Here is a 19,436-nt window from a genome sequence, read left to right as displayed (position 1 = left end):
ATAGAAACAGATACATGAAGAACATAGAGGAGAATTTTAAATTAGCAAAAAAACAAGATCGGAGAGGGCAGAAAGCGCTTTACGAAATGTTTTCGGCAAAAATGCTTGCTATTTCGAATTCCTACGTTAATAACCTCCATGATGCAGAAGATATCTTAATGCATTCTTTTTTGATCTGTTTTTCCAAAATTGATGAATGTAGAGAATGGAAAAGCTTTCCGTTTTGGCTGAGGAAAATCGTAATTAATAATTCGATAAACTTCATCAGGAAAAGTAAAAATATACTTTACACAGATGTTGAAATCAATGAAATAGGAAATATTGATGAAGACTGGGAAGAAGAAATAGAGGAGATCAATATGGATGAAATTTTTTCTAAAATGCCGGATGGATACAGACTGATTTTCAATTTATATGTCTTTGAAGAAAAGAAACACCATGAAATTGCAGAAATGCTCAATATTTCAGAAGGGACGAGCAAAAGCCAGCTCAGTAAATCTAAAAAATGGATTGCAGATTTTTTAAAACAAAAGAAAGATGAAAAACAGTATGCTAAATAAATTGAAATCTGACTACGAAGAGCTTGAAATAAAGCCTTCTTCCGATCTTTGGAGTCAACTGGAAGGAAAGTTGGGAGAAGAACCTGAAATGGTCTTAAAACCTGTTTTTCAATGGTGGAAATATGCGGCTGTTATTATTCTTTTACTCTCTTTTGGAAGCTTGTATTATTTTAACCGTCATAAAACCGGATTTGATGATCAGCAAATAGATTATGTCGCTAAAAAGAATGTAGAAAAAACAATGAATCCCATGCATTCGGAGTTTGAAAATCAAGATGCTGTTTCAAATGAAGAAAAAGCAGATAAAAATGAAGGAAAAATTGTCGCTGAAAATCATACAACAACTACTGAAGAAGTTTCTCATCTGAAAAAAGAAAATAAAATAATTCAGTCCCAAATTTCAGAAGATAAATCACAACAGTTTGCAAATGTAGATGTTCAACCTGTAAAAATTGAAAATCAAACTCTAAATCTTCCTGTACTTGCAGAAGTAAAGAAAGAAAAAACAAAATACATCAATGCAGATGAACTTCTTTTGGGAAGAGAATTTGATAAAACCCGGGAAGAAAACCAAAATGTTCATAAACAGTTTGGAGTCTTAGATGCCTCTAAAATTAAGGTGAAGAGCCCAAATTCCCTGAAAATATTAGGATTTACTATATTTTCGGATTCTCTGAAATAATCAAATTTAATTTTATAACCTAAAATACTGTTCCTGAAAAAGAGCAGGAAGTAAAATAATGTCTTACCTATGAAAACCAAAATTACCACATTTGTTGCTGCTTTTGCATTTATGTACGGATATTCACAAGAAAACCCTACAATGGATTCTCATATGAAAATCTATTCTAATAAAATCGACAGCATTTTAGTTTCGGAAAAATCAAAAATGAATGTTGAACTGAATGAAGTAGATAAAAGCTTTAAAGAAAAGAAAATATCTTCAGAAGAAAAACAAAAACAAAGAACAGAAATTGCCACAAAGTATGAGCAGATTATCAATGAAAAAGTAGACGGCGAAAAGGGAAATTTGGAAGAGGCGACCAAAGAATTGGTTAAAAATACGGTGGTTAACTCCCACGATCCCAAATATAAAATCAGTCTGGATACCTACAATGGAAAATTGAGGTTTTTTGGAAAAAAGGTAAAGACGCCTAAAGATTATTTACATTCTGTAAGATTGTCTATAAGCTTCGTAGGGGCAAATCTTACTTCAAAAGACGAACCGTTTAGGTTCTACAGTAAAGATTCTGATGTTAAAAACACGGTTTATAATTCGGTGAATTTTTCTTTACGATATGAAGATCAGATAGGAGGCTTTAAAAGTCCGTTTTTTTATCGTGTAGGATTGGGAATGCGAAATGATTATTATACGCCAAAATACGGTAAAGCATTCAATCAGGAAGATCATCAACTTGTTGTAAATGAGTTTACTAAAGGGGATCTGAAAAAGACCGGGCTCTATAATACATACGTTTACGTTCCGTTGGAATTTAGATTTGTTTTGAATCCTAAATATACAGAATATCAAAGGGGAACCTATTTAGATAACAGAAAGAGCCAATTAAGTCTTGTTACGGGAATTTATGGTGGAGTGAGAGCAGGAAGTACGATTTATAATAAATATTCAACCGAATATTCTAAAAAAATTGTAGAGAGAGAAAAAGTGATGCAGGGAGTCAACGGTTTTGTTTGTGGTGCAAAATTGGGAATAGGTTACGGAGGGTTCAATTTATTTATTCAAAAAGATTTTACGCCCACATTCAACAATAATGCGGACCTGAAGAAGAAATATGCATTACAAATTGGAGTGGAAATTGTAAGTGTTGATTTTTAAATTAATAATAATATTTGCTGTTTTTTATGAATTATTTAAATTTATTTTAAAAATTTTATTATTAATAATTGATTGTCTGCAAATAACCTGTTTTTAAAACACGCTTATTTTAAGTGTTTTTTTTTTCGTATTTTGGCACTTTAAGAAATATGAAAAATATTCAATTAGTAGGGTTAATTTTAGTGGTTATCGGTAGCTTTTTACCTTTAGTTCACGTTCCTGTTATTGGAAATTGGAATTATTGGAAGCTGGATCATTATTTAGCCATTGCATGCTGGATTTTATCCGCTTGTGCTGTTTTTGGTATTGTGAATAATAATATTAAAATAGGAAGAATCTTTGGAATTCTGTTATTGCTGTTATTTTGCTTTACCTTATTTGCAATTAAGTTTCAAACTAAAGAATATTTTAGTTTTTTACCATTTAAATCTTGGAGAGAGACATTTGCAGGGGTCGTTAAGCTAAAATGGGGCTGGCTGATAGAATTTTTAGGAACTTTCCTGATGATATTTGTTAAAGACAATACAAAGAATTAAAACATAATGTAACCGAAAGGTTTTAACAATTAATAAAAAATAAAAATATACACATGAAAGAGGTATTCATTGTTTCCGCAGTAAGAACTCCTATGGGAAGTTTTATGGGAAGTTTATCAACAGTTCCGGCTACAAAATTAGGATCTGTGGCTGTAAAAGGAGCATTAGATAAAATTGGTCTTGATCCGAAATTGGTTCAGGAAATCTATATGGGGAACGTTCTACAGGCAGGGGAAGGACAAGCTCCGGCTCGTCAGGTTGCATTGGGAGCTGGACTTTCTATTGAAACACCATCTACTACGGTAAACAAAGTTTGTGCTTCAGGAATGAAAGCGGTTTCTATGGCAGCACAGGCAATTAAAGCAGGTGATGCAGACGTAATCGTTGCAGGAGGTATGGAAAACATGTCTTCAGTTCCTCATTATTATAATGCAAGAAACGCTACAAAATTAGGAGATGTAAAAATGTTGGACGGAATGGTTCTTGACGGACTTACAGACGTTTACAACAAAGTTCATATGGGAGTTTGTGCAGAAAAATGCGCAACAGACTATAGCATTACAAGAGAAGATCAGGATAATTTTGCGATTGAATCTTACAAAAGATCAGCAAAAGCTTGGAGCGAAGGAAAATTTGCTGAAGAAGTAGTACCAGTTTCAATTCCTCAGAGAAAAGGAGAGCCTGTTATTTTTGCAGAAGATGAAGAATACAAAGCTGTAAACTTTGACAGACTTCCGACGCTTCCAACAGTGTTCAAAAAAGAAGCAGGAACAGTAACTGCTGCAAATGCTTCAACACTTAATGATGGAGCTTCTGCTTTGATTCTTGTTTCTAAAGAAAAAATGGAAGAATTAGGTCTTAAGCCTTTAGCAAAAATCGTTTCTTATGCTGATGCTGCTCAGGAACCTGAAAACTTTACTACAGCTCCGGCAAAAGCGTTACCAATTGCTCTTAAAAAAGCAGGATTAGAAATTTCAGATATTGATTTCTTCGAATTCAATGAAGCTTTCTCGGTAGTAGGATTGGCAAACAATAAAATCTTAGGATTAGATGCTTCTAAAGTAAACGTAAACGGTGGAGCAGTAGCTCTTGGTCACCCACTAGGAAGCTCAGGTTCTAGAATTATTGTTACTTTGATCAATGTTTTAAAACAAAACAATGCTAAATATGGTGCTGCAGCTATCTGTAATGGTGGTGGTGGTGCTTCTGCTATTGTTATTGAGAATATGTAATATTTTTTTAATAGTAGATAAAAGTCCGGAAGTGATATGCTTTCGGATTTTTTGTTTTTATGATTAATGATGAAAAATATTCTGAGAAAAAAGTGCCTGAATTTTAACCCAATGATAAAATTTAGCCGAAAGAAAATAAAAACCTCCGAATATTCAACGGTTTTGTTATTTTTGTGCTACTAATACTTATTTGAAATGTCTGAAATTGAGAATCAACAACCTCAAATCATAAAGAATAATCCAAAAATAATGAAAGCCTGGGCTGTGTATGACTGGGCAAATTCAGTATATTCTTTGGTTATTACCTCTGCAATATTCCCAATTTATTATACCATTCTTACAACGGCTTACAATAAAAAAGAATATGTTCCGGAAGCAAAGGAAATTCAGGAAATTCCGGTGAGAAATATGATTAAAATCTTCGGAGAAGGTTACGAACCGGAAGCGGTTTTAAGTTTTTCCTATGCTATATCATTCTTTTTAGTGGTACTTTTATCTCCGTTTTTATCTTCTTTGGCGGATACGATTGGAAATAAAAAATCATTTCTACAGTTTTTCTGCTACCTCGGAGCAACTTCTTGTATGGGATTAGCGATGTTTACAGGCATGGAAAATGTATTTTTAGGACTACTCTTCAGTATTACGGCAAGTGTCGGTTTCTGGGGAAGTTTGGTGTTTTATAATTCATTTTTACCGGATATTGCAACCCCTGAAAAACAGGATGCACTTTCTGCCAAAGGATATATTTATGGTTATATCGGCTCTGTTGTTTTGTTGATTATCTGTTTGGTATTGATTCAAATGGTTGCTAAAGGTCCTGAACAGGCTAAAATATACATAAGAGTTAGTTTCTTATTAACAGGAGCTTGGTGGTTTGGTTTCTCACAATATACCTTCAAACATTTGCCTCAGTTTGGAGATGTGAAAGAAAAACTTCCTAAAGATTTGGTTCTATTAAACTATAAAAACATCTTTAAAAAACACGAAGAACAAGGCGGTTTTTTTGAAGTGTTAAAAGATAATATCAGCTTTTATAAAGATATTGCTAAAGAAAGTTTTAAAGAACTTTTCAGTGTTGGAAATAAGCTTTTTTCTGATAGAGGATTGAAATTCTTTTTGTCGAGTTTCTTCTTTTACAGTGTAGGAATGCAGACTATTTTCCTAATGGCGGTACCTTTCGGAAGTACGGTAATTTTCCCGAAAGAAGCAGATAAATATAAACTGATCATTACTATTTTGGTGATTCAGATTATTGCAATTTTCGGAGCATTCCTATTCTCAAAACTATCTAAAAAGATCGGGAACAAAAATGTAATCACAATTGCCGTTATTATATGGATTATCTGTTGTTTATCAGCCTATTCTTTAAATAAAGAAAACCCGAATCTTCAGATGCAGTTCTATGCTTTAGCAGGTTTGATCGGTTTAGTAATGGGAGGTCTTCAGGCGATGTCCAGATCTACGTATTCTAAATTATTGCCGGAAAATTCTATGGAAAATACAACATTTTTCAGCTTTTATGATGTACTGGAAAAAATAGCAATCATCTGCGGAATGCTTATTTTCAGTGTATTTATTCAGAAGTTCCACAATATGCAGTATGCTTTTATTACAATGTCGGCATTTTTTGCAGTGGGAGCCATTCTGATAAGATTCTTAAAATCTAAGCTCTAACATAGAGTATGGCTTAAAATTTGTTAATATTCAGCAGAATTATAGTAACTTTGCAGTAAGCTTTTAAAATTGTTTTAAAGAAATGACAAACCCTTTATTCTACGCAAAAATAATTTTGTTTGGTGAATACGGAATGATTGAAGATTCCCAAGGTTTGGTAGTACCTTACAGTTTTTATAAAGGAACTTTAAAATATTCTGATCTGAACTCGGCATTTGAACAAAAATCGAATGCTCATTTACTCAAATATTCCGATTATTTAGCGGATTTGAGTTTCTCAGGAGACTTCAAACTTGATATTGACCGTTTTAAAAAAGATATTTCAAACGGACTTTTCTTTGATTCTAATATTCCACAAGGATACGGAGTGGGAAGTTCAGGAGCTTTGGTAGCCGCTATCTTTGAAAAATATTCGCTAGAAAAGCTTAATCCAGAAACTATTTCTAAAGATAATTTAAAGAATCTGAAAGCCGTTTTTGGAGAAATGGAAAGCTATTTCCATGGAAAAAGTTCTGGGATGGATCCTTTGATCTGTTATATGAACCTTCCGATTCTTATCGAAAATAAAGAAAATTTAGACAAAGTTTCTATTCCGGAAGGTCAGACCGGAAAAGGTGCAATCTTCTTAATCGATTCAGGGATTACAGGCGAAACCGGACCAATGATTCAGATTTTCTTTGAAAAAATGAAGACCGAAGGTTTCCGTAAAACGCTGAAAGAAGAGTTTATCCGTTACAATAATGCTTGTATTGAGGCTTTCCTTAAAAAAGATATGAATCCATTCTTTAGAAACCTTAAAAAGCTTTCTCATTGGGCTTACGAACATTTCCGTCCAATGATTCCTGAAAGTATCTTTAATATCTGGAAAAAAGGTCTGGATTCTAATGCTTATTATCTGAAACTTTGCGGAAGTGGCGGTGGTGGATACATTTTAGGCTTCACTCAAGACTATGAGAAAGCAGAAAAAATGCTTGACGGTTTCCAAAAAGAAGTTATTTACAGATTTTAAATAGCCTGGAATGAATTCTGAAAAAGAAACTTTCCAACAGAAAAATTATATCTCAAAATCTCTATTTTACAGATTTTCACAGTTTGTAGGCTTTCTTTTGGGAGCCCGCTTTTTTGTAGCGGCTTTGCTTACATTTGCACTCTATGTTTCCACGTTTTTTCTTTTTAATCAGGACGAAAACTTCAGAAAATTTGTCTTTGATTTTAAGGTTCATGGGATCATTTTCTGTACGGTACTTACCATTCTAGCAGGTGGAATTATCAATCAGTTTTATGATTTTGAGAAAGATCATCTGGTAAAACCTTTCAGAACAAGGATTCAGAGCTTTATCAAGCAAAAATATTTCTTATATGCTTATTTGGTTTTGAGCGTTTTGTCCTTAGGAGTTGCCTGGATGATTTCGCATCGTGTATTCTTCTTCTTTGTTGTATATCAATTTTTTATGTGGTTTTACAGTCATAAACTGAGCCGCATTTTAATCATCAATAATCTCACTTTTGTAAGTCTTACTTTGTATCCTTTTTTTGGAATGATGGTTTATTATGGAACATTTTCTAAGAAAGTGTTGTTGATGGCAATCTTTCTGTTTCTTATTCTTTTATGTATTGATATCGTGAAAGATACATTAACGAAAAGTGTCGATAAAGCATTTGGATACATTACAATTCCCAATTATTTTAAAAGCAAAAACACAAAAATAATTATCATTTCTTTGCTCATCATTACCATGGCAGTTTCAATGAAACTAATTACCCGTACCGGAATTTCGGGCTTTATGGCCTATTATTTTACAGGGGGCTTATTTGTAATGATTTTTTGTATTTATCTCTTGATGAATCAATTTAAAAAAAGCAATTTTCTGACCCTCAATATATTAAGATTTTGGGTTTTTGTCGGAATTATTTCAATGCTTTTGAACGGAATTGAAAGTAAATTGTAGAAAAAAATCTTTAAAAAAACTAAGGTTATGCTTACCTTTGCAAAACCCTAAATTATATAATTATAATGCCCATTTTTAACGATACTCAAGTTGCGTTTGCAGATAAATCTGATGCACAGTTAAAGAAAGCGTACTGGATGTTCAAAATGATCGAACAGCCTTCACTGACTAAAATTGGAACTTCTGTTCTTAATTTCACCGTTCACAATGATTTTCCTTTTGTTACCGGAATTGTAAAAAATACTTTATTTGAACAGTTTTGCGGTGGTGAAACCCGTGAAGAAAGTATGAAAGTAGTGAAACAATTGTTCAAAAGAGGAGTTGGAAGTATCTTCGACTATTCTATTGAAGGTAAAGAAGATGAAGCAACTTTTGATGCTGTATGTAACGAAATCAAAGATATTGTACGATTTTCTGTGGGAAATCCTGCGATTCCGTTTATCGTTTTTAAACCGACTGCTTTTGGTAGAATCGATTTGTATGAAGCGGTAGGCAAGAATACGGAACTGACTTCAAGCCAAAAAGAAGAGTGGGAAAGAGTCGTAAAAAGGTTTGATGAAGTATGTAAATTATGCCATGAAAATGATAAAAAAGTAATGGTAGATGCAGAAGAAACCTGGATGCAGGATTCAGCTGATCAACTTTGTGAAGAGATGATGGAAAAGTACAATCAGGAAAAACCTATTGTTTGGAATACCATTCAAATGTATAGAACCGGAAGATTGGAATACATGGAAGAGCATCTTCAAAGAGCGAGAGAAAAAGGATATTTTATCGGCTATAAAATTGTTCGTGGTGCTTATATGGAAAAAGAAAGAGCCAGAGCAGCGGAAAAAGGATATGCAGATCCGATTCAGCCTAACAAAGAATCTTCAGATAAAAACTACAATGCAGGAATTGATTTTGTAATGAATCATCTGGATAAAGTTTCTGCTTTCTTCGGAACACACAACGAGATCTCTTCTGAGCTGGTAATGGATAAAATGAAGGCTAAAAACCTTGAAAACGGGAATCATCATGTGTATTTTGGACAACTTTACGGGATGAGTGATAATATTACATTTTATTTGTCTGATAAAGGCTATAATGCGGCAAAATACCTTCCTTACGGACCTGTAAAAGATGTAGTTCCATATCTTACCAGAAGAGCTCAGGAAAATACTTCTGTTGCCGGGCAAACCGGAAGAGAACTAGGTCTTATCAAAAAAGAACTCGAAAGAAGAAAGGGAAAATAATCTTTTTCTTTAAGGATAAAAATAAAAAGTCTGATCATTTTTTGATCAGACTTTTTTTAGGGCTCAAAACTTTCAAATTTTCCGTTTTCATAGAACAAAACAATACGTTTTATTTTATTTTGTTGATTTCCAGATACTTGATTTGTCCTTTGTTGATAGGTGTTTTCTAATCGCTGAGAATCGAATATTTTTTCCTGTGCTGTACTTTGGGGCGGTATAAACGATTCTCCAGGACTTTGTTTTGGAGGTATAATTTCAGTTTCTTCAGTCCCGAAATCTTCATCATTATTCATCATCGTAAAAAGGTCGGGAAGGGAAGTCGGTTTTGAAACTTCTTCCTCTGTTGTTGATTCAGGAATTTCTTTGGCTTCAGGCAAATCGAATTTCAGCATTTGCCCTTCACCTGTTACCAACCAGTCCCAAAGAATTTCAGGGAAGCGTGATTTTATTTTTATGATGAACTCCAAAGACGGTTTGTTTCTTCCCGAAGTGATGTGCGAAATAGAAGAACGTTGAACATCGATCTCGTCAGCAAACTCGGAAGAGGTAAGATTAGAATACTCTATAACTTTGGAAATTCTCTCGTTTAAACTCATAAAAATTGATTTTTAATCGTGTTACAAATGTAAAAATAAAGTTTACAAATGCAAAACACAAATGTAAACAATTTTAAATTTATTGACAATACATTTGTAAATAGTAATAATTAACTGATAAACAGCTATTTATATTGTTTGTAAAATTTTATTCCAATTTTTAATAAACAAATTTTCCCCAAAATTCACTTTTTTACATTCTACTTAAAGTAAAAGATTAGATAAATGACTTAATGAAAAACTGAATGCTATATGATTGGATAAATATCCTATTCATGGATGGTAACGATGCTTTTTCATGGAAATTATGGGTTATAGAGTGGGAGACAGTATAAATGCTTGATTACATTGGTAAAACTCTATTTTAGAACATTAATTTTGGCTGATAAATGACCGCAAACAACCCATACAAGAGAGTTTCCTGATAAATAGTATTGCCAAAATATTTTACTGATCTATTAAACTTTTAAAAATACTTACAGAATTGAACTAAGATCAAAATAAAGCCAAAATTTCAAAATCTAATCGCAAATTATTAACAATTTACATTTGTATAAAACAGTTATCAACAGTATTTTCCACACTTTTCCATGTTTAATAGAATTACACCCAAATGTTGATAAATAGGGAATTTTCCACTTTAAGTAAGGTTAAAAAAGATATTTAAATAAATTTTGTAACTAACTGAATTTAAATATATTAAATTGTATTTATTGAATTATTATTAATCCACAATTTTATCCACAGACATTCTGTCAATTTACATCGTTTAATATAATTACAAATGTTAATTTTATTTTTTCCTTAAAAATGGTTAAATTTGACTCTTGTAAATTATTACAGAATGAACTTTGAACAGATTTATCAGCAGAATCCTGATTTTCCTAACCGTTATATTTCCCCTGAAAAATTATTTTCTTACCTACAGAAGAATCTCAGCGATTATATTCAAGAGATTGGAAAGTCGTATTTAGGAAAGCCTATTTATCAATTAACCATTGGAACCGGAAACATTGCTGTTCTTGCATGGTCACAAATGCACGGAAACGAATCGAATGCAACACACGCAATGCTTGATTTGTTAATGACTTTGGATAAAGCTCCTCAATTGAAGGAAGAATTATTCAGTAAGATAAAGCTGGACTTTATTTTTATGTTAAATCCTGACGGTTCGGAAAGATGGACAAGGCTGAATGCAGCAGAAATTGATTTGAACAGAGATTTCCACAACGAAGCAAGTACTGAGATTAAATTCCTTAAAAATGCAGTAGCTTCTAAAAAATACGACTATGCCTTGAATCTTCATGAGCAGAGAACAATTTTTACTACAGACGGAATTCATCCTGCAACATTGTCCTTTTTAGCTCCTTCTGAAGATGTGGAAAGAACCGTGACAGAAAACAGAAAGAAATGTATGGCAGTAATTGCTGATGTTTATCATCACTTAAAAGAAATGATCCCTAATCAGATCGGTAGATATTCAGACGAGTTTTATCCGACTTCTACAGGTGATAATTTTATTAAAGCCGGAATGCCTACTATTTTATTTGAAGGGGGACATTTTGTAGACGACTATACAAGACAGGGAACGAGAAAATACTATACGATTGCATTCTACTATGCTTTAAAGGCGATAAGCGAACTTAATTCTGGAATTGATGGCTGGGAAAACTATCTTACAATTCCGGAGAATAGAGAAACTCATTACGATATTGTTTACAGAAATATAAAACTGAATACAGAACATGAATGTATTCTGGATGTGGCAGTGCAATACAGAGAAATAAAAGAAGAGGGGAATGATGAAATATCTTTTATTCCTTATGTAATGGAAGTAGGAGATGTAAAGCAGCGAAAAGGCTGGCTGGAAATAGACTGTACAGGAAAAAGATTTGTTTCTGCGACTAAATATCCGAAACTGGATGAAGAAGTAAACTTTACGATAGAAGACTAAAAAAAGCGGAACAATATGTTCCGCTTTTGTTTTATATATTTTCATTTCGACGATAGGAGTAATCTGAGATTCTTCACTTCGTTCGGAGTGACAAAGCTGTTTTTATTAGTTTACCACCTTAATTCCGTTAGCAACGAATCTGATTTCTTCTTTAGGAGCTTTAATAGCATCAATTTCAGATTGAGGCTTTTTAGCATCTTCTGCGTAGTGCTTTTGTTCGTCAATTGAAGTTACCTTTCTCTCAGCTGTTCCATCCATTACGACTGTTTTTCCTTTCAATGCAGTAGGAACAAAGAATGCATAATCTTTCATTTTCACAAAAAATTGAGAGTTATCTTCCGTCTGGATTGTTAACCAGCATCCTTTTTTATCACAAACATCAGTTACTTTTCCTTTTATGGCAACGTTTTCTACTTTTTTCTCTTTTTTAAGCTTTTTGCTTAATTTTTCTACAGAGATTGCTTTTGATTCAATAGTTGAAGCTACACCACCTCCATAAGTATCACCTACCAATGCGTTTCCTGCTGGTGGACCTGCTTTTTTTGTTTCCTGCGCAAAAGCTAAAGTAGAAGCACTTACTGCTACTGCAAATAATATCGCTTTGAATTTCATTTTTAATATTTTTTTCAAAAGTACTAATAAAAACTGAATCATAAATGAAGAAAAAATTGATAAAAAGCAGGTCTGTTTTGAAATTTGAAACAAAATTCAAAACCAATTGCATATTTATTTATATTTGAGGCCTATACTTCACTATGCAGAAAAAACTAAAACTTTGGGATGCCATTATGCTCGTAATGGGATCTATGATCGGAAGCGGAATCTTTATTGTAAGCGCAGATATGATGCGGAATTTAGGTTCAGGATTCTGGTTGATAATTGTTTGGGTCATTACAGGAATCATGACGGTTGCCGCAGCAATAAGCTATGGAGAGCTTTCTGCACTGTATCCTAAAGCGGGTGGACAATACACCTATCTTAAAGAAATTTTTGGAAAAAAGATGGGTTTCTTGTATGGATGGGGATTGTTTACGGTGATTCAGACAGGAACGATTGCAGCAGTTGCGATGGCTTTTGGTAAGTTTACGGCTTATTTGGTTCCGGCTTTAAATGATGCCGCTCCAATTTTTCAAAGTGGAGAATTTAAAATTACCTGGATTCAGATTTTAGCGATTGCCATTATTGTTTTACTTACGTATATCAACACAAGAGGTGTAGAAAGCGGGAAATTACTGCAGAATATCTTTACAGGCTCTAAAATTATTGCTTTAGTAGGATTAATTGCAGCAGGATTTATTTTGGTAGATATTTCGCATATGGCTGAAAATTTCAGTTTGGGAATGGATTCTTTTAATAACCTTAAAAAAGATACGCTTGGAAATTTCTTGAAAGAAGGTTGGGAACCGATTAGTGGTATGACTTTAATGGGGGGAATTGCTGCAGCAATGGTAGGTTCTGTATTTAGCTCTGTAGCTTGGGAAAGTGTGACTTTCGTTTCTGGAGAAATTGAAAATCCTAAGAAAAATGTTGTGAAATCAATGATCTATGGAACAACCGCTGTCATGATTTTATACATTGCTGTTAATTATGTGTATTTAAATGCTTTGGATAGAGATGCCATTGCATTTGCAGAAAATGACAGGGTAGCGGTTGCTGCTTCTCATTTTATTTTCGGAAGTGCGGGAACGGTCATTATTGCTGTGTTGGTAATGGTTTCAACATTTGGATGTAATAACGGATTAATCTTAGCAGGAGCAAGAGTTTTCCAAACGATGGCAAAAGATGGGATGTTCTTTAAACAAGCTGAACAGAACAATAAAAATGAAGTTCCGGCAAATGCGCTATGGATGCAAGGAATTTGGGCTTCTTTGCTTTGTTTGAGCGGTCAGTACGGAAACCTTTTGGATATGATCTCTTTCGTGATTGTATTGTTTTATATGATCACTGTTTTTGGGGTGATTTATTTACGATACAAGCAACCAAACCTGGAAAGACCTTACAAGACATGGTTATACCCAATTACTCCGATTATTTATCTGATTATAGGAACAGGTTTCTGTATTTTGCTTTTAATGTATAAACAACAATACACCTGGCCCGGATTTGTGATGGTTTTACTCGGACTTCCTGTTTATTATTTTATTAATAGAAATAAGAAAGCTGAAGAATAAATAACAAGCTGCTCGATGTAAACGGGCAGCTTTTTTTATAATAATCATTTTCAAATTTAGTAATACTCTATTTCGTGAAAAATGTTTAATTTGGTATTTCCTTTCAATTAAACCAGAATATGAAGTAAAACACAGAAGTTGAATCATGGACACACCAAATTACAGAATGCCTTTTGTTCCATCAGCATTAATGACGGAAGGGGGAAGTATTGACACCTGCGATATGGGTGAAAGTATTGCTCATAACATTATGTTGCTGATAACGACTAAAAAAGGCGAAAACAGATATGATGAAAATTACGGAAACGATGTTTGGAACCTGGAGTTCGATAATGGAGTTACCAGTGCAGTTTGGGAAAGCGTTTTCATTAAGAGTCTGAAAAGACAGATACAGGAATACGAACCCAGAATCGTTCAGCCGCAAATTGAAGCATATATTCAGTTTGTAGAGCATAGTTACGACACAAAAGAGCACACGGAAATTAAGAAAAAAGTAAAAATAGGCATTAATGCAAAAATGGAGATGACGGGAGAACGTTTCAGCTTTTCCACTGAATTATTTTTGAGCCCAATGTCTATTGATTAATTTTTAATGGTAATCACAAATTATGAATTTAGATCAGAATATATATTCCAAAGAATCAGTAAAAGCAAGAATGCTTCAGAATGCGACTAAAGTTTGGGGATTGAAAAGTCCGCAGTCTTTGGATCCTTTTGTAAAATTATTAATAGATGCATTCAGTACAGAAGTCTTTAAAGCAAATAACGAAATCCAGACGGTAAATGCCAGAATTTTAGAAAAACTGGCCAAACTTCTTACCCCGTCTATTTATACCCATCCGGTTCCTGCTCATGCGGTTGCTTTTACAAACCCGACAGAATCTACCGAGGTTTTGCTGGAGCATACAGAGTTTTTCTTCAGAAAACAGATGATTTCTACAGTAAAGTCGGAATCTGATAAGCAAATCAATATTCCTTTTACTCCGGTAGGAAATGTAAGGATTAATAAAGCTCAGACCTCCATAATGTTTGTCGGAAATACATGTTATGGCATTGATGATCGACTTAATAAAATTCCGATTGCTAGATTTCAGGCAAGACCTGAAGATTATAGAAAAATTACAGTAGGAATTAATATTTCCAAATATAAAAGCGAAAATTTCCCTAAAAATCTAGGCATTTATTGCTCAAATCCTGCGTTTGAACACATAGATTTTGTATATAAACTGCTACCTTATATTACGGTTACCAGTAATGGGAATCCGTTGTTCGTTCGGGAAGGATTAACCTATTTGAAAAATAACCGGACCGATGGTTATGAACAGATGTTTAAAGAGCAGTCTATCCAAAATAAATTGATAGAAGATGTTAAGAGCATTTATCATCATAAATTTATAGAAGTAAAAGGAATTTCGGAGACTTTATTTACCGAAGCGGGAAAGCTGCCTGAAAACTTAAATTTCTTGGATTATAAAGAGGAAATTACCAAATATATTGATGGGAAAAGCTTCTTATGGCTTACTTTCGAATTCCCTCCACAGTTTTCTGCTGAGATCTTAGACAACTTCTCATTTGTACTCAATGCATTCCCAATTTATAACAGAGGCTGGAAGAAAACAGAATACAGTCTCGATATTATGGGAAACAATATTCCTTTGGTGACTGATGATGGAGAGCATTTCTTGTATGTAGATGAAGTTCAGGACGGTGACGGAAGAAGATATACAGAAATTCCGTTTACACCAAGTGACGATCTGAAAAAAGGATTGTATACCGTTAGAAAGGGAGGAATGGAACGTTTTTCCAATAGAAATGCAGTAGATATGATTGCCAGTGTATTGGAGCTTACTAGAGATGAGATCGCTGCATTTTCACTTTTGAACAGAGATAATGTAAAAGGCATTTTGAGTGAAATGTCCGACAAGATGAAGTCTATGATTCAAAAAGTAAATAATGCCAAAAGAAGCATTAAACAGGAATTGAATTATGTGATTATGGAACCCGTAGATAAAACAGATCACACCTATGCTTCGTTTTGGGTAACCCATTCCATGCTGGCTAATCATATGCGTCCCGGAACAGAGCTTTCCAATCAGTTAAAATCTCAGATGTTGGTTCTTCTTACCGAAACTATTGGTGGTGCAGAAGAACAAAAAGGAACAGATAGCATTCAGGCGTATAAATATGCTTTAACGACCAGAGATAAGATTATTTCTTTAGAAGATGTCAAAAACTATTGCAGAATGGTACTGAAAGATGAACTTAAAGAAGTGAGGGTAACGAGAGGAACAATGATCAGTAATAAACCTAAAGAAGGTTTCGTACGTACAGTAGAAGTAGAGATTATTCCTCAGAATTATTCTTTTTACGGAAGAATGTATTGGGAGAATATGGCCAATATGCTTAGAAACCGAATTATTTCAAAAGCAATAGACGGAATAGAATATCTGGTAAAAGTCAGCAATGAAGATTCAGACTTTGGAGATAATTAAAAGTTAAAGAATTAAAATACAAATCAACCGGTGAGTTTTTCATCGGTTTTTGTTTTAGCAGATTCTTCAAAAAAAATACAATTTGTTGTTAGTGAACTAATACTTTTTAACATCAAAAATTCCATAAAATTCCGTAATTTTGCCCATCGTGATTTTCAGGTAAAGTCACCCCAAATTATGAGTAAATCAACAGAATATATAGAAGTTTACGGCGCAAGAGAGCATAACCTTAAAAATATCAATGTAAAAATTCCGCGCAACGAATTGGTAGTAATTACCGGTCTTTCGGGAAGCGGAAAATCATCATTGGCTTTTGATACGATCTTTGCGGAAGGTCAGCGTCGTTATATCGAAACGTTTTCTGCCTATGCAAGACAGTTTTTAGGAGGTTTGGAACGCCCGGATGTTGATAAAATCGAAGGATTATCCCCTGTAATTGCCATCGAACAGAAAACTACAAATAAAAACCCTCGTTCAACTGTAGGAACTGTTACGGAACTGTACGATTTCTTGCGTCTTTTGTATGCAAGAGTTTCAGACGCGTATTCCCAAACGACCGGGCAAAAGTTGGTAAGCTATACGGAAGATCAGATTCTTGAAACCATTAAGGAAAACTATAAAGGTGAAAAGATCATGTTGATGACGCCTGTTGTTCGTTCAAGAAAAGGACATTACCACGAACTTTTTGTTCAAATGGCAAAGAAAGGGTATGGACAGGCAAGAATTGACGGCGAATTACAGGATATTGAATATGATTTAAAGCTTGATCGTTACAAAACCCACGACATCGATATCGTTATCGATCGTTGGATTATCGGTGAATCTGCTTCCGAAGCGAGAATGGAAAAATCATTGCGAACAGCGATGGAAATGGGAGAAGGGTTAATCGGAATTCAAAAACTGGGAAGTACTGAGATTGAATATTTCTCTAAAAACTTAATGGATGCCGAAACAGGTCATTCATTAGCACTTCCGGAACCTAATACATTTTCATTCAACTCTCCGAAAGGAAGCTGCCCGAGCTGTAAAGGATTAGGAACGATCAAAAAAATCAATACGGATTATTTTGTTGAAAATCCTAAATTATCAATCAATCAGGGGGGCTTATTACCGCTGGAAGATATTAAGTCTAACAAATGGATCTTATCCCAAATTAAAAATATTCTTGAAATTTTCGGATTGGGAATGGCTACTCCTTTTCAGGATATTCCGGAAGAAGCGTTGGATTATATGTACAACGGTTGTCATAAAGAATTTAATAAAGATTTAAAATATGCAGGAATTACCAAGAAGATCAAAATCAGTTTTGATGGGTTGATTCCTTTTATGGAGGAGATTATCGAAGAAAGAGAATCTTACGAAGCGATTTTGCTGGAAAGACACTTTACGACGGAAGAAACCTGTCCTGAATGTAAAGGAACCCGCCTTCAACCTGGAAGTTTAAGCTTTAAAATCGACGGAAAAAATATTGCTGAGGTGAATGCATTAAGTTTGATTGATCTAAAAGATTGGTTAGCTGATGTTAAAGATAAATTCTCTGAAAAAAATAAAATCATTGCTCACGAAATATTAAAGGAAATTGAAACCAGACTACAGTTTTTATTGGATGTCGGTTTGGATTATTTAAGTTTGAGCAGAAGTTCAAAAACACTTTCAGGAGGAGAATCTCAAAGAATTCGATTAGCTACTCAGATTGGTTCCCAGTTGGTGAATGTTTTGTATATTTTGGATGAGCCAAGTATCGGATTACACCAAAGAGACAACGAAAGACTGATTAATTCATTAAAAAACCTTCGTGACATCGGAAACTCTGTTTTGGTTGTTGAACACGATAAAGATATGATTCTCGAAGCTGATGAGGTGTTGGATATTGGTCCGAGAGCCGGAAAATTCGGTGGAGAAATTCTTTGGCAGGGGAAACCGAAAGATTTGTTGAAAGCCGATACGATTACTGCTCAGTATATTAACGGAAAAAGAAAAATTGCCATTCCTGAAAAAAGAAGAGAAGGAAATGGTAAGAATATAGTATTAAAAGGAGCTACAGGAAACAACCTTAAAAATGTAACCTTGGATATTCCTTTGGGAAAATTGGTGGTGGTTTCAGGAATTTCAGGAAGCGGAAAATCTTCTTTGATCAACGGAACATTGTATCCAATCTTGAATAAACATTTTTACAGAGCAGTTCAGGAGCCTTTACCTTACAAGAAAATCGAAGGTCTTGAAAACATTGACAAAATTGTAGATGTAGATCAAACACCGATTGGTAGAACGCCACGCTCTAATCCTGCAACGTATACAGGAATGTTTACGGACATCAGAAACCTTTTTGCCGAATTGCCTGAGTCTAAAATCCGTGGCTACAAACCGGGAAGATTCTCTTTCAATGTGAAAGGCGGAAGATGTGAAACTTGTCAGGGAGGCGGTTTGAAAGTAATTGAAATGAATTTCTTACCGGATGTCTATGTTCACTGTGAGACTTGTAACGGAAAGCGTTTCAACAGAGAAACTTTGGAAGTTCGTTACAAAGGAAAATCGATTTCCGATGTATTGGATATGACGATTGATGAAGCGGTAGAGTTTTTCCAGCCAATTCCTAAGATTTTTGCAAAAGTAAAGACGTTACAGGATGTTGGTTTAGGATATATTACTTTGGGGCAACAGTCGACAACACTTTCGGGAGGAGAAGCTCAGCGTATCAAATTAGCAACGGAATTGGCAAAAAGACAAACCGGAAATACATTGTATATTCTTGATGAACCAACAACAGGACTTCATTTTGAGGATGTGAAAATCCTGATGGATGCCATTAATCAGTTGGTAGAATTAGGAAACTCTTTCATCATTATTGAACATAATATGGATGTGATAAAGCTTGCCGATCATATTATTGATGTGGGTCCTGAAGGAGGAAAGCACGGAGGACAAATCGTTGCTCAAGGAACTCCGGAGGAAATTGTGAAGTCGAAGAAGAGTTTGACAGGGAAGTTTTTGAAGAGGGAACTGGAGTAAATTAAATTCTTTTGATAAATAAGAATTATAAATAAAAAAGGGCTAGATCAAACGAGATTTAGCCTTTTTTATACTCAATATTAACTTCCAATGTTAAATTTTTAATTATTTTTAAATTTTATACTACTGAAAATCAATAAATTATATTTCAATGTTAACTCAATGTTAACTCAATGTAAAATTAATATGAA

General features: G+C 34.1%; 16 protein-coding genes. 14 read left to right on the top strand and 2 right to left on the bottom strand.

The window, feature by feature from the left end:
• Window positions 1–14 precede the first annotated feature (14 nt).
• The 9 genes from LV842_RS02100 (at window position 15) to LV842_RS02060 (ending at window position 9,023) form a co-directional block, all read left to right on the top strand.
• Window positions 15–560, top strand: coding sequence for an RNA polymerase sigma factor (locus tag LV842_RS02100; protein WP_233109806.1), 546 nt, complete (start codon window positions 15–17; stop codon window positions 558–560).
• Window positions 538–1,242, top strand: a complete 705-nt coding sequence (locus LV842_RS02095; RefSeq protein ID WP_233109805.1) for a hypothetical protein — start codon at window positions 538–540, stop codon at window positions 1,240–1,242. Before LV842_RS02100 ends, LV842_RS02095 begins: the two co-directional genes overlap by 23 nt.
• Window positions 1,243–1,311: 69 nt before the next feature.
• On the top strand, window positions 1,312–2,397 hold the full coding sequence (locus LV842_RS02090; RefSeq protein ID WP_233109804.1) for a hypothetical protein: 1,086 nt from the start codon (window positions 1,312–1,314) through the stop codon (window positions 2,395–2,397).
• A gap of 149 nt (window positions 2,398–2,546) precedes the next feature.
• Entirely contained in the window at window positions 2,547–2,933 is a 387-nt protein-coding gene (locus LV842_RS02085; protein WP_233109803.1) for a hypothetical protein, read from the top strand.
• Window positions 2,934–2,986: 53 nt separating this feature from the next.
• Window positions 2,987–4,165, top strand: a complete 1,179-nt coding sequence (locus LV842_RS02080) for an acetyl-CoA C-acyltransferase (RefSeq protein WP_233109802.1) — start codon at window positions 2,987–2,989, stop codon at window positions 4,163–4,165.
• Window positions 4,166–4,360: 195 nt separating this feature from the next.
• Complete coding sequence (locus LV842_RS02075; RefSeq protein ID WP_233109801.1) at window positions 4,361–5,839, top strand: MFS transporter; 1,479 nt, start codon at window positions 4,361–4,363, stop codon at window positions 5,837–5,839.
• 82 nt (window positions 5,840–5,921) lie between these two features.
• Entirely contained in the window at window positions 5,922–6,848 is a 927-nt protein-coding gene (locus LV842_RS02070; RefSeq protein WP_233109800.1) for a mevalonate kinase family protein, read from the top strand.
• A 10-nt stretch (window positions 6,849–6,858) separates the two neighbouring features.
• The gene (locus LV842_RS02065; RefSeq protein WP_233109799.1) at window positions 6,859–7,788 is read left to right on the top strand and encodes a UbiA family prenyltransferase; all 930 of its coding nucleotides are present in this window, start codon (window positions 6,859–6,861) and stop codon (window positions 7,786–7,788) included.
• 65 nt (window positions 7,789–7,853) lie between these two features.
• Window positions 7,854–9,023, top strand: a complete 1,170-nt coding sequence (locus LV842_RS02060; RefSeq protein ID WP_233109798.1) for a proline dehydrogenase family protein — start codon at window positions 7,854–7,856, stop codon at window positions 9,021–9,023.
• Between the two features lie 56 nt (window positions 9,024–9,079).
• Here the strand turns inward: LV842_RS02060 and LV842_RS02055 are convergent, their stop codons facing one another.
• Window positions 9,080–9,619, bottom strand: coding sequence for a helix-turn-helix transcriptional regulator (locus LV842_RS02055; protein ID WP_233109797.1), 540 nt, complete (start codon window positions 9,617–9,619; stop codon window positions 9,080–9,082).
• An 844-nt stretch (window positions 9,620–10,463) separates the two neighbouring features.
• On the opposite strand from LV842_RS02055, the gene LV842_RS02050 reads away from it, so the two are divergent.
• Entirely contained in the window at window positions 10,464–11,573 is a 1,110-nt protein-coding gene (locus LV842_RS02050; RefSeq protein WP_233109796.1) for a M14 family zinc carboxypeptidase, read from the top strand.
• 105 nt (window positions 11,574–11,678) lie between these two features.
• Here LV842_RS02050 and LV842_RS02045 read toward each other — a convergent pair whose 3' ends face one another.
• On the bottom strand, window positions 11,679–12,185 hold the full coding sequence (locus LV842_RS02045) for a DUF4920 domain-containing protein (RefSeq protein ID WP_233109795.1): 507 nt from the start codon (window positions 12,183–12,185) through the stop codon (window positions 11,679–11,681).
• 143 nt (window positions 12,186–12,328) lie between these two features.
• On the opposite strand from LV842_RS02045, the gene LV842_RS02040 reads away from it, so the two are divergent.
• From LV842_RS02040 to uvrA, 4 genes are all read left to right on the top strand, one after another.
• Entirely contained in the window at window positions 12,329–13,744 is a 1,416-nt protein-coding gene (locus tag LV842_RS02040; RefSeq protein ID WP_233109794.1) for an APC family permease, read from the top strand.
• 145 nt (window positions 13,745–13,889) lie between these two features.
• Entirely contained in the window at window positions 13,890–14,330 is a 441-nt protein-coding gene (locus LV842_RS02035) for a GPW/gp25 family protein (RefSeq protein WP_233109793.1), read from the top strand.
• Window positions 14,331–14,352: 22 nt separating this feature from the next.
• Window positions 14,353–16,236, top strand: a complete 1,884-nt coding sequence (locus LV842_RS02030; RefSeq protein WP_233109792.1) for a type VI secretion system baseplate subunit TssF — start codon at window positions 14,353–14,355, stop codon at window positions 16,234–16,236.
• Between the two features lie 177 nt (window positions 16,237–16,413).
• Window positions 16,414–19,245, top strand: a complete 2,832-nt coding sequence (gene uvrA / locus LV842_RS02025; protein WP_233109791.1) for an excinuclease ABC subunit UvrA — start codon at window positions 16,414–16,416, stop codon at window positions 19,243–19,245.
• Window positions 19,246–19,436 lie beyond the last annotated feature (191 nt).

This window comes from Chryseobacterium gwangjuense (assembly GCF_021311115.1).
Lineage (GTDB): Bacteria > Bacteroidota > Bacteroidia > Flavobacteriales > Weeksellaceae > Chryseobacterium > Chryseobacterium gwangjuense.
The sequence above is the reverse complement of the archived record's forward strand: the minus strand, read 5'-3'. Positions and strand labels throughout refer to the sequence as shown.

Coding starts and splice junctions, on each gene's coding strand:
- LV842_RS02075 (WP_233109801.1), top strand. CDS start 4,361: ATGTCTGAAATTGAGAATCAACAACCTCAAATCATAAAGAATAATCCA.
- LV842_RS02040 (WP_233109794.1), top strand. CDS start 12,329: ATGCAGAAAAAACTAAAACTTTGGGATGCCATTATGCTCGTAATGGGA.
- LV842_RS02035 (WP_233109793.1), top strand. CDS start 13,890: ATGGACACACCAAATTACAGAATGCCTTTTGTTCCATCAGCATTAATG.
- uvrA (WP_233109791.1), top strand. CDS start 16,414: ATGAGTAAATCAACAGAATATATAGAAGTTTACGGCGCAAGAGAGCAT.
- LV842_RS02090 (WP_233109804.1), top strand. CDS start 1,312: ATGAAAACCAAAATTACCACATTTGTTGCTGCTTTTGCATTTATGTAC.
- LV842_RS02065 (WP_233109799.1), top strand. CDS start 6,859: ATGAATTCTGAAAAAGAAACTTTCCAACAGAAAAATTATATCTCAAAA.
- LV842_RS02085 (WP_233109803.1), top strand. CDS start 2,547: ATGAAAAATATTCAATTAGTAGGGTTAATTTTAGTGGTTATCGGTAGC.
- LV842_RS02080 (WP_233109802.1), top strand. CDS start 2,987: ATGAAAGAGGTATTCATTGTTTCCGCAGTAAGAACTCCTATGGGAAGT.
- LV842_RS02095 (WP_233109805.1), top strand. CDS start 538: ATGAAAAACAGTATGCTAAATAAATTGAAATCTGACTACGAAGAGCTT.
- LV842_RS02070 (WP_233109800.1), top strand. CDS start 5,922: ATGACAAACCCTTTATTCTACGCAAAAATAATTTTGTTTGGTGAATAC.
- LV842_RS02050 (WP_233109796.1), top strand. CDS start 10,464: ATGAACTTTGAACAGATTTATCAGCAGAATCCTGATTTTCCTAACCGT.
- LV842_RS02030 (WP_233109792.1), top strand. CDS start 14,353: ATGAATTTAGATCAGAATATATATTCCAAAGAATCAGTAAAAGCAAGA.
- LV842_RS02060 (WP_233109798.1), top strand. CDS start 7,854: ATGCCCATTTTTAACGATACTCAAGTTGCGTTTGCAGATAAATCTGAT.
- LV842_RS02100 (WP_233109806.1), top strand. CDS start 15: ATGAAGAACATAGAGGAGAATTTTAAATTAGCAAAAAAACAAGATCGG.
- LV842_RS02055 (WP_233109797.1), bottom strand. CDS start 9,619: ATGAGTTTAAACGAGAGAATTTCCAAAGTTATAGAGTATTCTAATCTT.
- LV842_RS02045 (WP_233109795.1), bottom strand. CDS start 12,185: ATGAAATTCAAAGCGATATTATTTGCAGTAGCAGTAAGTGCTTCTACT.